The sequence below is a fragment of the Pseudomonas sp. BN411 genome (assembly GCF_029871235.1).
Lineage (GTDB): Bacteria > Pseudomonadota > Gammaproteobacteria > Pseudomonadales > Pseudomonadaceae > Metapseudomonas.
Genome location: NZ_SSOM01000081.1, coordinates 57,548 through 72,599, shown reverse-complemented (window position 1 = coordinate 72,599; position 15,052 = coordinate 57,548). Strand labels below are relative to the sequence as shown.

Sequence of the window (15,052 nt, the reverse complement as noted above, 5' to 3'; positions counted from 1 at the left end):
GCTTTTTTTTGCGTGCCCCTTGTAGGTTGGTGCGGGCGGCGTTCCGCTAGAGCGAAGCGAAACCCAACAGCCGAGGTCCAGTGCTGCGATCAATCCTTCGACCTCGTGGCTCAACCACCTGGCTTACTGACCAGGAGCGCCGAAAGATGGCTCAAGACGGCTACTTCCACGGCCCCTTGATCATCGCCCTCGCTGAAAACAGCGCAGCTTGCAGAGTTGCCTGCGTGAGCACAGCGATAGACCGCGACTGTGCTGCCCGGTCCGCTTCCCGTGTGTCCGCAAAGGGTAAGACCGTCGCTCACCCCGCCAATCATCAAGCCGAGGCCATATCCGGGAGCGGTCCAGGGTCTACCAGGCATTGGTCCCCCAAGGACGAGCGCCGCCTGCATCTCCTGAAGCAACGAACGAGGGAGCAGTTGCCCGCTCAACAACCGCTCCAGCAGCAAGGCCGCGTCCGAAAGCGTGCCAAGCAGCAAGCCGTGATAAACCCAGCCCGGATCGTAACCGGACATTACTCCCCGACAGATACCGTCCAGCTGTTCGCCTGGCTTTGCGAGCGACACATGCGGTACGGCGAGAGGCGTCAAGACACGTTCCTTCAACGCCTCCTGCAGCGAAAGGCCAGTCAGACGCTCAATAAGTTGCGCCACGAACAGGTAACCCACATTGGAATATCGCCATTGGGTTCCGGGCGCGTATCGCAATCTGGAGGCGTCAAGCCGATTCAGCATCTCGTCGGTCGTCCAGGCCGTATCACCACGAGCAACGGCTGCATGGTATTCAGCCAGCTCACCGTAGTCCGCCAACCCCGCCTGATGGCGCAGCAATTGACGCAAAGTGAACGAGCCTTCCGGGAGAACTTCATCAAGCTCAATCAGGCCGTCACGCACTAATGACAAGGCAGCAGCAGACAACACGGTCTTGGTAAAGCTCCACCAGGGCACCACTGCATCGGGCTGCGTGGGCGCTAGCAGATCACCGTTCGATACGTCGGAAAAAAGCATTGGATAAATGTCCTTATCTGGTAGGCAAAGCCGAGCTTCCAGATGCCTACGGCAAGTCGTTTCACCGGGTAGCGGGAGATTACGCGGGATTGATCAGCGATCAAGGGGGGCCGCTTGCTCTAGCGCGCCGCTGAATTGAGGAGGCTTGTTCCTGCCTGTGAGCGGCCGTTTGCGAGCGGCTGCTGTCGGCTGGTGATTGCGGAGAATCGCCACCAGCGTCGCAGCGACCACCGATAAATGGATGCGCCTCCGTGCAGCGGGCTCGGTGACTCGCAGCCCCGAATCACACCATCACGCTCCTTTGGACAAGGGCTGCTCCATGGAAAGCCCGACACCTACTCGCATGCCTTTCATCTGCCGGCCCGCCTGGCTTTCCGAGCTGATCCGCTCTAGTCCGGCCTTCTGCTGGCTGCGATCCCTCCCCTCTCCCCGATGCGTTTTACGGCACGCAGTTTTTTCCTTGCATCAGTGGCAAAACGGATGCTAATTTTTTTTCATTGAGTGACCAATGAAAAAAGAGACAACGCCATGCCTAAGGTAGGAATGCAGGAAATACGCAAGAAGCAGTTGGTGGAGGCCACGCTCTCGCTAATCGGCGAGCAGGGCCTTGCCGGCACGAGCATGGCGCAAGTGAGCGCAAGATCGGGGATGTCCAACGGGATAGTGCATCACTATTTTTCGGACAAGAACGCCCTGCTTGAAGCGACCCTGCGGGAGCTGAACAAGCGGATCAACGCCGAGATCTTCAACCATCTCCGTCAATCCAAAACGCCCTCCGAACGGGTGCAGGCCTTCGTCGAAGGCAACGTCAGTGCATTGAACCTGACACGCGAGAACGTCGCCGCGTGGCTGGCCTTCTGGGCGCAGGTCCCGCAATTCCCACAGTTCCAGCGAATTCAGAACATTGTGGCTCGCCGCAGCCACTCGCTGCTTTTCCATGCCCTGGCGAAAAGCATGGACAAGACAACCGCTCGCTATAAGGCACAGATGATTGCGGTCTTCATCGACGGCCTGTGGCTGCGGGCAGCGGTTGACCCAACCCCGGAAACCATCGGCGATTCCCGACGCCTGGCTTATGAGTTCCTCAACAACCTCCTTGGCTATGACCTGAAGGTGTAGATATGAATAGCGATGAATATAAGAACTTCGATGCGGTGAGCCTTGTTCAACTGGTGCAGGCTGGAGAAGTCACCGCCCGGGAACTGGTCGACCTGGCGCTCAACGAAATCGAAGCCCAGGACCACGAACTGGGGGCAGTCGTGTCCATCGATGCCGAATCCGCCCGCCAGGCAGCCAGAAGCCATGGGCAAGGTGCACTGGCAGGGCTGCCTGTACTGATAAAGGACACGAATATCGATGTCCGTGGCTTTGCCACCAGACATGGATCGCGCTTGTACAAGGATGCCCCTGCGGCAGAGACAGATAGCGAACTCGTCGGGCGTATGCGCAAGGCTGGCGCCATCATTCTTGGAAAGGCCAAGACGCCAGAGTTTGCAGGGGATTTCGTCACCGAGCCCGAGTACTTCGGTCCCTGTCGAAACCCCAGGAACCCCAAGTACGCTTCCGGCGGTTCCAGTGGCGGCTCGGCCTGCGCAGTAGGAGCCGGCATGGTGCCCGTGGCCCACGGCACCGACTGTGGCGGCTCGATCCGCGTTCCTGCATCCGTCTGCGGTGTGGTGGGACTGAAACCCAGTCGTGGACGCAACCCTGTCGGTCCCCATGTTGGGGAGTTCGTCGGCGGCCTGGATAGCGAACACGTACTGACAAGGACTGTCCGCGACACCGCCTTGTTGCTGGACGTACTGGCCGGCTTTGAGTCTGGTGCGCCTTATGCGGCCCCACCTGCGCCAGCCTCCTGGCTCGAGAGCCTGAACAAGGCTTCTCCCTCGTTGAAAATAGCCTTCAGCTGCACCCGTCCCGACGGAACGGAAATTGACGAGTCCATTCGTAATGCAGTGCTCAATGTCCTGGAATTCCTCGGCTCGGAAGGCCACAAGTTGCGGGATTTTGGCTGGCCGGACCTTACTGGCGCAGGCGATGCCGCCGCCGTGTTCTGGCAGCTGGAGATCGAAGCACTGATGACACAGCAGGCAGCAGCTCTGGGCCGTCCCATAGCCGAAGGCGATGTCGAATGGATCACTTACGAAATGTACAAGCAGTCGAGCCGCCGCTCCGCTCTCGATGTACATAACGCGAGATCGGTGCAGAACCGCGTCTCACGTCGTATTGCCAACTGCTTCGAAGAGTTCGATGTGCTCATCACGCCGACTGTGGCCCTTGCACCACCCTTGATCGGCGGCTTCACGGCATCTGGAGAGAAGAAGCTGAATGTCTGGTACGAAAATGCATATGCCTTCTCTCCCTTCACCGAAATCTTCAACCTGACGGGACAACCAGCCCTTAGTTTGCCGGTCGGCATTATGGCTAATGGCCTGCCCATCGGATTGCAAATAGTCGGCAGATTTGGCGATGAAGAAACCATTCTCAGACTCGCCAATGAAATTGAAAGAAATTTCCCGCAAAAGTCCCCCCCCAGCCAGAATTGAAGTTCAGACCCTGATATTCCAACCCCGGCAGTTCAGCGAGAACTAGCCAAAAGACCACACGCAGGACGCAACCAACTAATGGCATGAATAGGCATGATGCTTATTCACCAATAGCGCTACGCTGCACCCGCCTCAAAGACATTGATCAATTTCAAGAGAGATAGATTCGATGAAAAGATAGACAACCATTAAACCTGGAGTTCAAAGATAGAAGCCTTGCACGCTTTCAGACAAAAATCTGAATACACCGCAGCCCTCGGGCGGAACTCCAACCCAGCAAACAAGTAAAAGTGGACCCAATCGCCAGTGGCATAGGGAACGCACCTTGAAATGGAAACTCAACTCTCCACCGGCGACTGAAAAGCCTGCGACCTGAATACCACTCAACTTATTTGCTCTTCTGCCTAACAAATGTACTACGACAAGAAATATAGGTACGACGATCATGTTAGCCAAAGAAACCCCCTCACCTGCTGGACGATTCAATCTGGAAGTACGCTCCATTGACCACGTTCCCTTATCGGAGCGCCATGGCAAAGCCTGGCATCTGTGGCCAATCTGGTTCTGCGGTGGAGCACAACTGACGACCCTGGCCGTAGGAATCATCGGGATCGGCATGGGCGCCAATCTGTTGTGGTCGGCCATTGCCATCATTCTTGGTTGCGCTTTCGGCACCTTGTTCATGGCCGGGCACTCCACTCAAGGCCCGCAAATGGGACTGCCCCAACTCATTCAGTCCCGTCCCCAATTTGGCTATCTCGGCGCCCTGCTCGTCTACTTGGTGGCCATCGTTACTTATGTCGGATACAACGCCTTCAACCAGTTGCTCGTAGGGCAAACCTTGCATGAACTGCTCGGTGTCTCCGAAAACGGATCGGCGATGGTCTTTTCCTTGTTGGCGATCATCATGGCGGTCGTCGGATACAACTCTTTCCATAAGGTACAACGCGGCCTGGCTTTTCTGATGGTCGCACTGATGCTGGTGCTGACTTTCGGCCTGGTCATGTTTACCAAGCTTCCAGCCAATCAGCTGGCTATTGGTGAGTTTAAACTTAATGCCTTTCTGGCCCAGTTCTTTGCTGCAGCCGCCTACCAACTGAGCTGGGCCATCTACGTCTCCGACTATTCCCGATACTTGCCCGCCAACGTCAGCGTGCGCGCCTCGTTCTGGTGGACATACATGGGCGCCATGATTGGCGGCGTCTGGATGATGCTGATCGGTGCCACAGCCGCGGCGCTCAGCCCTGGCCAGAATCTGGCGGCCGGCCTGGTCATGCTGGGAAACATGGTTTTCCCAGGGTTCGGCGAAACGCTCGTGATCATCTCGGTGCTTATTCTGATTACCAGCGCAGCGCAAAACTTCTACGGCGCTTCGATTACCTTGCTTAGCATCATCGACACGATAAAAACCCAAAAATCGACGCTCCTCAAACGTATTATTTCGATGTTGGCTGTAGGCGGCTCTGCAATGTTGATTGCGTTGACGGCTTCTGCTGACTTCGTCAAGGAGTTTGGTGATTTCCTGGCGATTCTGCTTTATCTGTTCACCCCGTGGACTGCAATAAATCTGGTTGATTTCTATGGCATCCGCCACGGGAAATACTCGATCAAGGAAATATTCAATCCGAACGGCATTTACGGAAAATGGAACTGGCGCGGAATTGGTGCATACATTGTTGGCTTCGTGGTTATGCTGCCTTTCTCCAATACCGGCCTCTACATGGGATATGTATCTGAAAAGTTGGATGGTGCTGATATCAGCATGCCAATCGGACTAGCCGCATCAGCCCTCGCCTACTGGTGGCTCTGTCGTTCGCAGAACATTCAGAAGGAATTGAGCAACGTACCGTCCTTTGACGCTATCCAACACATCTGAGACTACGTGGAGTTTCCAATGATGAAGCTTGCAATTCGTTGTGGTTGTGCGCTGGCAGCATTCATGTCTTTTGCCATTCAAGCAGAAGAACCGACGAGCTGTATGTCTCCTCGATTCGCAAAAATCGGATGGGCGGATCTCGAGTCAACGACGGCGCTTGCAAAGAACATACTTGTAGGGATCGGATATAAACCCACCGACGTTACACTCTCGATCCCCCTCGCCTGGGCTGGTCTGAAACGCAAGAATATTGACATTTATCTTGGCTACTGGAAGCCGTCGCAAGATGCGAATGCCAAACCTTATCTCGATTCCAATTCCGTTACGCAACTGCCGACACCGAACCTGACAGGTGCCAAGTTCACTCTGGCCGTACCTAGTTACGCGTATGAAAGTGGTTTACGCAGCTTCGATGACATTGCAAAGTTCAAAGACAAGCTTGGCGGAAAAATTTACGGAATTGAGCCCGGTGACGATGCGAACGTAGTCATTCAAAAGATGATTAAAGGCAATGAGCACAATCTGGGCGATTTCAAACTGATAGAGTCCAGCGAAGCGGGCATGCTGGTATCAATTCAACGTGCAGTTTCCCGCAAGGAGTGGATTGTGTTTCTCGGCTGGGAACCCCACCCCATGAACTTGTCCTACAAGATCCAGTACCTGTCCGGAGGAGATAAGGAATTCGGCCCCAATTACGGCTCGGCCGAAGTCTATACCGTCGTTGCAAACGGCTACCAAGAACGCTGCCCGAATGTCGCGAAACTGCTCGACAATCTCAAGTTCGACGTTTCCATGGAAGACGAGATCATGGCCCGGGTCGTCAAGAAGGAAGATCCAATGGAGGTCACGAAGGAGTGGTTGAAGGATCATCCAGAAGTCGTGGCGAAGTGGCTCGAAGGCGTCACTACGTTCAGTGGCGAACCTGCCCAGCAGAAAATCATGGCCTATTTGGGGCTCTAAGCCCGATTTCCTCGTCTGGATTTTTCGGGACGGATGTCTGCGTCACGTAGTGGCGTATTCGACAATGGACGTTCCAGAACCCAACGAAACCCTTGGCCCGGACTCTCCGGGCCTTTTTTCGTCATGGTCATGGCCCATTTGAATCCATTATTTCCACGGAGATGGAGAGTGGTGTCAGCTCAACGAGCTCTGCGCGGTGTCCAGGGCTTGCAGCAGTCTCGCCAACGCGTTTGTTGGCGTTTGTCCTTGTCGGGTTATGCAATGGAACGCCGCACTGTACGCAAGTCGCTGCGGTGCAATCGGACGGAGCATGGCGCGAGCGACCCAGATGTTGGCGTAGTGCGTCGGTAGATAGCCGATACAGGTGCCGGACGCTATCAAGGTGGCACTTGAGCGCAAGACGAGGCATTGAGCCCAGAACGGCCGTCAACCTGGCGTTACGAGGCCAGGCGCAATGCCGCCCAAACGAAGAAGCCCGCATAAAGCGGGCTTCTTGCTGGGATGGGACTGACTTCAGTGGAGGTCAGTACTCAAGCTTGGTGTACCGAAGCCTTCCAGGGACGCGTTTGATGCCTTGAGATACTGAGACCAGAACTGGCCGAGCGCATCCATGGTCTTGCCGGAGCGGTAGGCGTGCTTCACCGAATCGGTAACCAGGCCGGCGCCTGACACATAGACACGAGATCCTTGCAGATCAGCGTACAGCCCCTTGCTTTGCGCGAGCTTCAGCTCGTTGCTCACATTGAGCTGCTTGATCTGGTTGGCGGCGTAGAAGCTTGTGTAGTCGGAGTGCTCGAGCATATCCGAGATCAGGAAGACCACCCGATCATTCACGCCTTGCTCGCGCTCCATGTCTTCGCCCACTTTACGCAGGGAGTTCATGATTTCGCTCTTCGGGATGTCCTGACGAGCTTGGCGCAGGCCGTTCACGAACTGCTTGCCGAAGCCAGTCTGGAATGCCTTTTTCTGAGTGGTCAGGCACTGGTCCAGGCCACGCAGCTTGCGCATGTTCACATCATCACGGACTTCGCCTTCGAGCGGCATGTCCAGCTCCCCAGCGTAGGTCAGGCGCAGATACTCGCCAGGCAGGAATGCCGAGAAGGTGTACAGCTTGACGCGGTCACCGGCCTGAACGAAGCGATCGATCTGCCCCCAGCTGCTGCGCTGCAGATCCTCGGGCATCGGGATGGTCTGGTCGATGATGACCACCAGTTCGCGCCCCGTACCAGCTGGTTTGATCTCGCTCAGACCACTGCGCTCATAGCAGCTCTGCAAGTCGTTCCGTTCGGTGGCTAGCGCGGCACAAGGCAGCGCCAGCGCAAGAATCAACGCCTTGGCAGCTCTCACGACAGTGCTTCCTCTTTCTTGGCCGGGAAGAGCCCCAGCGCTTTCAGAGCCTGTTGCTGCTCACGAATATCGCGCAGCTGAGCTTCGGTGACGTTCAGCGCTCGGCTAGCCGCTGCAAGGCTTTCCTCTGGCAGGCCAGTGACATCATGGAAGTCAGACGCTTTGATAGCGGCGGCCGGTTCTACAGTCGGAGCAGTTACAGGAGCAGCAACAGCCGGTGCAACAGCGGATTCAGCCTGAGCGATCGGTGCAGCCGGAGCTACGGGGGCCGGCTGTACCGCAGGATTGGGTTGAGCAACGGCTTTCTGGGATACCTTGCCAGCCTTGTACTCGACATAGGCCAGGAAGTTGCGGTGAGCTGAATTCACACCCTCCAGGGCACCGAGTACGCCGGAATCGGTATGGTCGCGACTGGAAAGCATCGTCTGGAGGCGGCGCAGTTTGTCATCAGCGTGGCTGGCAATGGCAGTACGCTTCTGGTCCATGGCGTCCATCATTTCCTCAGCAGTGGCGTACTCATGAGTCAGGCGCCATGCGGTGTAGGAATGAGTGCCGGCGAAATAGTATTTGCTGGCCAGCCAGATACTGATGCCTTGGATGGCGATGTAGATCAGGGACAGCATGACGTAGGTGGTCAGGCTGGCCTGGCGGATGGCCTCCATCTTGTCTTCGATAGTGGCGTCCTGAGCGTCGTCATTGATGGCCTGAGACTCTTCCGGCAGATCAAATGGCGAGCCAACGCTGCTGTCGCTCTGAGCGGTGGCCTCGGCACGCATGCTGTTGACCATCTCAGTCTCAATGCTGTCGAGAGTGGCAGAGCGGACTACGAACGCACCAACGGCCATACAGGTGACGAAGGCACCGCAAACGATCAGCCAGAGGAATTTGCGGGAAACGCTGGAATTGACGTCACTCAAGCGAGCCAGCAACTGCTCATAGTCAGCGCTGTTGCTGTCCGAGAAGGAGTCTTCCAGGTTGATTGCCCTGTTAGCCTTCAGGGTACGGGAACGCTTGCTCGGCTCCTCCCCCTGCCACCAGTGACGTGCACGGGCAATCAGGGTGTTGTGGTGCACGGTATGGCCGGCGGCCTCAGCAAAGATCGCAGACGCCACTGCCAGCAGGATGGCGGTACCCGCCGTCAGGAGGTGACGGTCATTGGTAGAGGCATCCATGTTCATCCAGCCTGCGAGCACATAGGCAAACCCCATCGCCTCGATCAGAACCAGACCAACTACCAGGAACAGAACCCATGCCGGACGCGGAGAGCGGCCAGCTTCTCCGGCCTTGGCCAGGTAGTCGAGGGAGGCGTTATAGGCCTCCGGCCCCTTCATGTACTTCTTGAATTCGCGGTTGTACACGTTGGCCAGAGTAACTTCGTGATTGATCCAGCCATCGCTATCGACCGAGGACGGTTTGCGCGACAGGCGAGCAACAGTGCCGATCAGGGGGAAGCTATGCCAGACGCGGATCAGGAAGTAGGAAACCTGTTCCCAGTACTTCCATACGACCACGGCGCTTGCGAGCAGCAAGATGACGCCGGAGGTCAGCATCTGGTGTGCGAGGATCAACGACTTGAGTGCAGCAAAAGATAAGTCTTCCATTTAGGACTTCCATGACTTGTTTTATTTGGTGGCGGGAATTGGCATGTAGGACGCCACGTAGGCTTCCGATCCGGCGGCATAGAACAGGGCACCTTCGGTAACTTGCGCGTTGCCCTTGCTGAACACGAGATCCATGCAGGACACGGATGCCTTGTCACCCGTGGCGAACACCCGGTACAGCACCTGACTCTCTCCTTCGTAGGTGTTAGCCACCGCCTTGATCGTCTGAGCCTTGTTCTTGGTGTTTTGGTCGTAGTTCTGCACAACCTGCAGAATTGGCTGGCGATCAACTTGCGCGTTCTCGCGCAGGATCGAAACAGGCGACACCGTGACCAGGTGCCCATTTACGGTGTTGGCCCAAACGCGGTTGTTGTAGCCCGGCAGGTAATCCTTGGTAGCGTGGCGCTGCAGAGGTTTGTCATCGGCCATGCTCAGGACTTCGCCTGCATTCCGCGGCATATCGGCTTCGCAGCTGGCCATAGGCATTTCGTTAGCGTGAGCGGAGCCAATCAACTCAAAGCCGCTGCTCTTGGGCTTGATGCTCTGGGCCATGGACCAGTTGTATGCGTCAACAGGCTTGCCAGCGAAATCGACAGCGGGCTTGGTCTTTGCAATCGTCATAGCAGGAGCGCTGGTGCTGGCAGCAGTAGTCACAGGAGCAGGCTGCGCGGTGGCTACCGGTGCACTCGTGGTTGCAGATGCCTTAGCTGCCTGGCTGGCGGCCACGTGTGGCTTGACGGTCGTGGATGTACCGTAGTGCAGGTACTTGGTATTGCCTTCTTCAGCCTGAGCTCGCATGACCAAGGCCTGCTCGTTTGCCAGCTCCACGATTTCTACACGGCGGTTCTGGCCACGTACAAATGGATCGCTGTTGTCGGCGATCGGGCGAGAAGAGCCTGCGCCCTGGTAGAAGATCGCGGTGGCAGGAATCCCGGCCTGCATCAGTACCTTGCCTACGGTTCTTGCGCGGCGCTCCGACAGCTTCTGGTTGTACTCAGCGTTGCCGGTAGCATCGCTGTGGCCAACCACTAGCAGACGACGCTCCAGACGCTGCTCGGCTGCGACCTTCTGATCGGTAGACGCTGGCTTGGAGTACATTTGCGCCAGCTTGCCGACTGCACGCTGACCGCTTTCCGTAAGCTGGTCAGAGCCAGTGGCGAACATGCCACTGTCTTCGATCTGGGTAACTAGACCGGCTTCTTTCGGCACGGCAGTAACAACCGCGCTGGAAGCTACAGTCAACTGCTCGGTAGTGATCTTCAGATTTTCTTCCTTGGCGATGCGATCCAGCTCCTGGAGTCGAGACTGCCAGGCATAACCAAGCGCGCAACCGAGTGCGCCGCCAACCGCGCCACCAGCTATGGCGCCGTTCTTACCATTGAGTGCATACCCCGCTGCTGCGCCACCGACGACGCCGACTGTGCAAAGAACAGCCATGCCGTAGTCCTTGCCAACACTGTTGACGGAGTCTTTGAGGCCCTGCATTTGCTGGCTGGAGCAACCTGCTGCCGTTAGAAAGGCGCAACTGAGCGCCGTAAGGCGAAACGATCCCTGCATGATAGCTCCTTGCCGATCCACTTATTGACGATGGCAAATTGACACTTGCCAGCGCGTGGAATTTACAACGAGATGTGTCATATGGCCACTACGAAGCTGTCGCCGATCGTTCGCTTGGCGGTTGCAAGGTTATGGGGACGCGATCGTCTGCCCAGTTAGAAAGCCGCACCATAACGGCGTCGCCCCAAGCGAATGAATTCGCCCCCACAGCAAAAAGGGAGCGCTATGACACGGCTCGGTCATGTGTGCGGAAAGTGGATAGAACGGGTTCGCCCCTGCGAACGAAACTATCCCCGCGGCCTGGTAGCAACCTGCTGCTGGCACGCGCTCATTCCGAAACCATGAACCTTCCGAGGCTTGTATGACCACCCCCGCCGAGCAGCTGGAGCAACGGCTAAAACAACAAAAAATCACCGAAGTCGAATGCCTGGTCAGCGACCTGACCGGCATCGCCCGCGGGAAGATCTCCCCTACCAACAAGTTCCTCGGCGAAGGCGGCATGCGGCTCCCGGAAAGCGTCCTGCTGCAAACGGTCACCGGTGATTTCGTTGACGACGACGTCTACTACGACCTGCTGGACGAAGCCGACATCGACATGTTCTGCCGCCCCGACCCCGACGCGATTTTCCTTGTGCCCTGGGCGCTGGAGCCGACCGCCATGGTCTTCCACGACACCTTCGACCGGTACGGCAATCCGATCGAGCTGTCGCCGCGCAACGTACTCAAACGCGTCCTGAAGCTGTATGCGGACAAGGGTTGGAGGCCGGTCGTGGCGCCTGAGATGGAGTTCTATCTGACCAAGCGCAGCAGCGACCCGGACTTCCCCCTTGAAGCGCCGGTGGGTCGTTCGGGGCGCCCGGAAAGCGGCCGCCAGAGTTTCTCCATCGATGCCACCAACGAGTTCGACCCGCTCTTCGAGGACGTCTACGACTGGTGCGAAGCGCAGGGGCTGGACCTGGACACGCTGATCCATGAAGACGGCCCCGCACAGATGGAGATCAACTTCCGTCACGGCGACGCGCTGAGCCTGGCCGACCAGATCACCGTGTTCAAACGCACCATGCGCGAAGCCGCGCTCAAGCACGACGTTAGCGCCACCTTCATGGCCAAGCCCATCACCGATGAACCGGGCAGCGCGATGCACATCCACCAGAGCGTTCTGGATGTCGCCACCGGCAAGAACATCTTCGCCAACGCAGATGGCTCCAAGAGCGAACTGTTCCTCCACTTCATCGGCGGCCTGCAGAAGTACATTCCGAAGGTGCTGCCAATGTTCGCGCCGAACGTGAACTCCTTCCGTCGCTTCCTGCCGGACACCTCGGCCCCGGTGAACGTCGAGTGGGGCGAGGAAAACCGCACCGTGGGGCTGCGTGTTCCGCCCTCCTCGCCCGAGGCGATGCGGGTCGAGAACCGCCTGCCCGGCGCAGACGCCAACCCCTACCTCGCGCTGGCAGCCAGCCTGCTTTGCGGCTACCTGGGCATGGTCGAGAAGGTTGCCCCCAGCACCCCGGTGCAAGGGCGTGGCTATGAGCGCCGCAACCTGCGTCTGCCGATCACCATCGAGGACGCGCTGGCCCAGATGGAAGACTGCGAAGTGCTCGGTGAGTACCTGGGCCGCAAGTTCGTGCAAGGCTACGTGGCCGTGAAACGCACCGAGCACGAGAACTACAAGCGAGTGATCAGCTCCTGGGAGCGTGAGTTCCTGCTGCTGAGCGTCTAACCCGCCCCACCGCCATCACAACAAAAATACGGGAGTCGATATGAGACTGCTGCGCTACCTTGCGCCCTTTGCCCTGGCCACGATGGCCCAGGTCGCCCACGCTGAACCGACGATCAGCGTCTACAACTGGACCGATTACATAGCCCCCGACACCCTGGGCGAATTCCAGAAGACCACCGGCATCAAGCCGATCTACGACGTCTTCGATTCCAACGAAACCCTGGAGGGCAAGCTGCTCGCGGGCCGTTCGGGTTACGACGTGGTGGTGCCGTCCAACCACTTCCTCACCCGCCAGGTGCAGGCCGGGGTTTTCCTCGAACTCGACCGCAGCAAGCTGCCGAACTGGAAGCACCTGGACCCGAAGCTGCTCAAGCTGCTGGAACAGAACGACCCGGGTAATCGCCATTCGGTGCCCTACCTGTGGGGCACCAACGGCATCGGCTACAACGTCGAGAAGGTCAAGCAGGTGCTGGGCGTCGACCACATCGACTCCTGGTCGGTGATGTTCGAGCCGGAGAACCTGAAGAAGCTGCATGCGTGCGGCGTCGCCTTCATGGACTCCCCCGACGAGATGATCCCCTCGGTGCTCAACTACCTGGGCCTGGACCCCAACAGCACCAACCCGGCCGATTACCCGAAAGCCGAGGCCAAGCTCGCGGCGGTGCGCCCCTACGTCACCTACTTCCACTCGTCCAAGTACATCTCGGATCTCGCCAACGGCGACATCTGCGTGGCATTCGGCTACTCCGGAGACGTATTCCAGGCGGCGGCGCGGGCGAAGGAAGCCAAGAACGGCATCGAGATCGCCTACAGCATTCCCAAGGAAGGCGCGAATCTGTGGTTCGACCTGATGGCCATCCCGTCCGATGCGAAGAACCCGGACCAGGCGCTGGCATTCATCAACTACATCCTGGAGCCCAAGGTGATCGCCGGCATCAGCGAATACGTCGGCTACCCCAGTGCCAACGTTGACGCCAAGACGCTGCTCGACCCGGAGATGCAGAACAACCCCGAGGTCTATCCGAGCCAGGCCGTGCTCGACAAGCTGTACATCGCCAAGGCGCCGCCGCCCAGGATCATGCGCCTGATGACCCGCAGCTGGAGCAAGATCAAGTTCAACCAATGAATCGAGAACGACCCATGACTCACACCGAGGAGCATGCCGCGTCCTATTACGCCGCAACCGCCCGAGACAAACAGCTGTATCCCTCGCTCAAGGGGGATGTTCGTGCGGACGTTTGCGTCGTCGGCGGTGGGCTCACAGGCGTCAACACTGCACTGGAGCTGGCCCAGCGTGGCCACTCCGTCGTGCTGCTGGAAGCCCGGCGCATCGGCTGGGGCGCAAGCGGACGCAACGGCGGCCAATTGATACGCGGCATCGGCCACGACGTGAGTGGCTTCGCCAAGTACGTGGGCGAGGAAGGAGTCCGCTACCTGGAACGCGCGGGCCTCGACTCGGTGACCCTGGTGGCGGAGCGCATCCGTGACCTGAACATCGAATGCGACCTGCGCTGGGGCTTCTGCGAGCTGGCCAATACTCCCGCCCAGTTCGCCGCCATGGCCGAGGAGCAAGCGGAGCTGAATGCGCTGGGCTATCCGCATCAGACCCGGCTTGTGGGCGCCAGCCAGATGCGTGAGGTGGTGGCAAGCGACTGCTACGCCGGCGGCCTGATCGACATGGGCTCAGGCCATCTGCATCCGCTGGACCTGGTAAAGGGCGAAGCGCGCGCCGCCAAGGCCTTCGGCGCACAGATCTTCGAGCAGAGCCCGGTGCTGCGCATCGAGCACGGCAAGACTGCGATCGTCCACTGCGCACAGGGACGCGTGCTGGCGGACAACCTGGTGCTCGGCTGCAATGCGCACCTGGACGAGCTGGAACCCAGGCTGACCGGCAAGGTGCTGCCCGCCGGCAGCTACGTGGTCGCCACCGAGCCGTTGTCCGAGGAACTGGCAGCGCAGCTGATCCCGCAGAACATGGCGCTGTGCGACCAGAAGGTGGGGTTGGACTACTACCGCCTGACGGCTGATCGGCGCCTGCTCTTTGGAGGTGCCTGCCATTACTCCGGTCGGGACCCGAAGGACATCGGCGCCTACATGCGGCCGAAGGTGCTCAAGGTATTCCCACAGCTTGCGCAGGTGCGGATCGACTACCAGTGGGGCGGCATGATCGGAATCACCGCCAATCGCTTCCCTCAGGTAGGACGGCTCAAGGCGCATCCGAACGTGTTCTTTGCCCAGGGCTATTCCGGTCACGGACTGAACGTGACGCACTGGTCGGCCAAGCTGCTGGCAGAAGCCATCCATAGCGGTCAAAGCAAGGGGCTGGACCTGTTCAGCGCGGTACCGCATCTCACCTTCCCCGGCGGCAAACTGCTGCGCTCCCCGCTGCTGGCTCTGGGCATGGCGTGGTATCGGGTGCGGGAATTGCTGGGCTGATAAAT

At 58.4% G+C, this 15,052-nt stretch carries 11 protein-coding genes and 1 pseudogene; 7 read left to right on the top strand and 5 right to left on the bottom strand.

Annotated elements, in window-relative coordinates; genetic code table 11:
- Positions 1–110: 110 nt before the first annotated feature.
- Positions 111–1,004 carry a serine hydrolase domain-containing protein gene (locus tag E8F06_RS24755; protein WP_280371955.1) on the bottom strand — a complete coding sequence of 298 codons (894 nt, stop codon included), beginning with the start codon at positions 1,002–1,004 and terminating at the stop codon, positions 111–113.
- Between the two features lie 528 nt (positions 1,005–1,532).
- Here E8F06_RS24755 and betI point away from each other — a divergent pair.
- The 4 genes from betI (at position 1,533) to choX (ending at position 6,386) form a co-directional block, all read left to right on the top strand.
- Positions 1,533–2,123, top strand: a complete 591-nt coding sequence (gene betI / locus E8F06_RS24750; RefSeq protein WP_280371954.1) for a transcriptional regulator BetI — start codon at positions 1,533–1,535, stop codon at positions 2,121–2,123.
- Positions 2,124–2,125: 2 nt separating this feature from the next.
- On the top strand, positions 2,126–3,550 hold the full coding sequence (locus E8F06_RS24745) for an amidase (protein WP_280371953.1): 1,425 nt from the start codon (positions 2,126–2,128) through the stop codon (positions 3,548–3,550).
- Between the two features lie 445 nt (positions 3,551–3,995).
- Complete coding sequence (locus E8F06_RS24740; RefSeq protein ID WP_280371952.1) at positions 3,996–5,426, top strand: cytosine permease; 1,431 nt, start codon at positions 3,996–3,998, stop codon at positions 5,424–5,426.
- 18 nt (positions 5,427–5,444) lie between these two features.
- Positions 5,445–6,386 (top strand): choline ABC transporter substrate-binding protein, encoded by a 942-nt coding sequence (choX, locus tag E8F06_RS24735; protein ID WP_280371951.1) that lies wholly within the window; start codon positions 5,445–5,447, stop codon positions 6,384–6,386.
- Between the two features lie 174 nt (positions 6,387–6,560).
- On the opposite strand, the pseudogene E8F06_RS24730 reads toward choX, so the two are convergent.
- The 4 genes and pseudogenes from E8F06_RS24730 to E8F06_RS24715 form a co-directional block, all read right to left on the bottom strand.
- Positions 6,561–6,785, bottom strand: a pseudogene (locus E8F06_RS24730) (LysR family transcriptional regulator); the annotation flags it as partial.
- 114 nt (positions 6,786–6,899) lie between these two features.
- Positions 6,900–7,733, bottom strand: a complete 834-nt coding sequence (locus E8F06_RS24725) for a hypothetical protein (protein WP_280371950.1) — start codon at positions 7,731–7,733, stop codon at positions 6,900–6,902.
- Positions 7,730–9,334, bottom strand: coding sequence for a hypothetical protein (locus tag E8F06_RS24720; RefSeq protein ID WP_280371949.1), 1,605 nt, complete (start codon positions 9,332–9,334; stop codon positions 7,730–7,732). The genes E8F06_RS24725 and E8F06_RS24720 overlap by 4 nt, the downstream gene beginning before the upstream one ends.
- 21 nt (positions 9,335–9,355) lie before the next feature.
- Positions 9,356–10,891 (bottom strand): OmpA family protein, encoded by a 1,536-nt coding sequence (locus tag E8F06_RS24715; RefSeq protein ID WP_280371948.1) that lies wholly within the window; start codon positions 10,889–10,891, stop codon positions 9,356–9,358.
- 361 nt (positions 10,892–11,252) lie between these two features.
- On the opposite strand from E8F06_RS24715, the gene E8F06_RS24710 reads away from it, so the two are divergent.
- The 3 genes from E8F06_RS24710 to E8F06_RS24700 are packed head-to-tail and all read left to right on the top strand — an operon-like array spanning position 11,253 to position 15,047.
- A complete protein-coding gene (locus E8F06_RS24710; protein ID WP_280371947.1) occupies positions 11,253–12,611 on the top strand; it encodes a glutamine synthetase family protein in 1,359 nt (452 codons plus the stop codon).
- Positions 12,612–12,651: 40 nt separating this feature from the next.
- Positions 12,652–13,737, top strand: a complete 1,086-nt coding sequence (locus E8F06_RS24705; protein ID WP_280371946.1) for a polyamine ABC transporter substrate-binding protein — start codon at positions 12,652–12,654, stop codon at positions 13,735–13,737.
- 14 nt (positions 13,738–13,751) lie between these two features.
- Positions 13,752–15,047 (top strand): FAD-binding oxidoreductase, encoded by a 1,296-nt coding sequence (locus E8F06_RS24700; protein WP_280371945.1) that lies wholly within the window; start codon positions 13,752–13,754, stop codon positions 15,045–15,047.
- Positions 15,048–15,052: the final 5 nt, after the last annotated feature.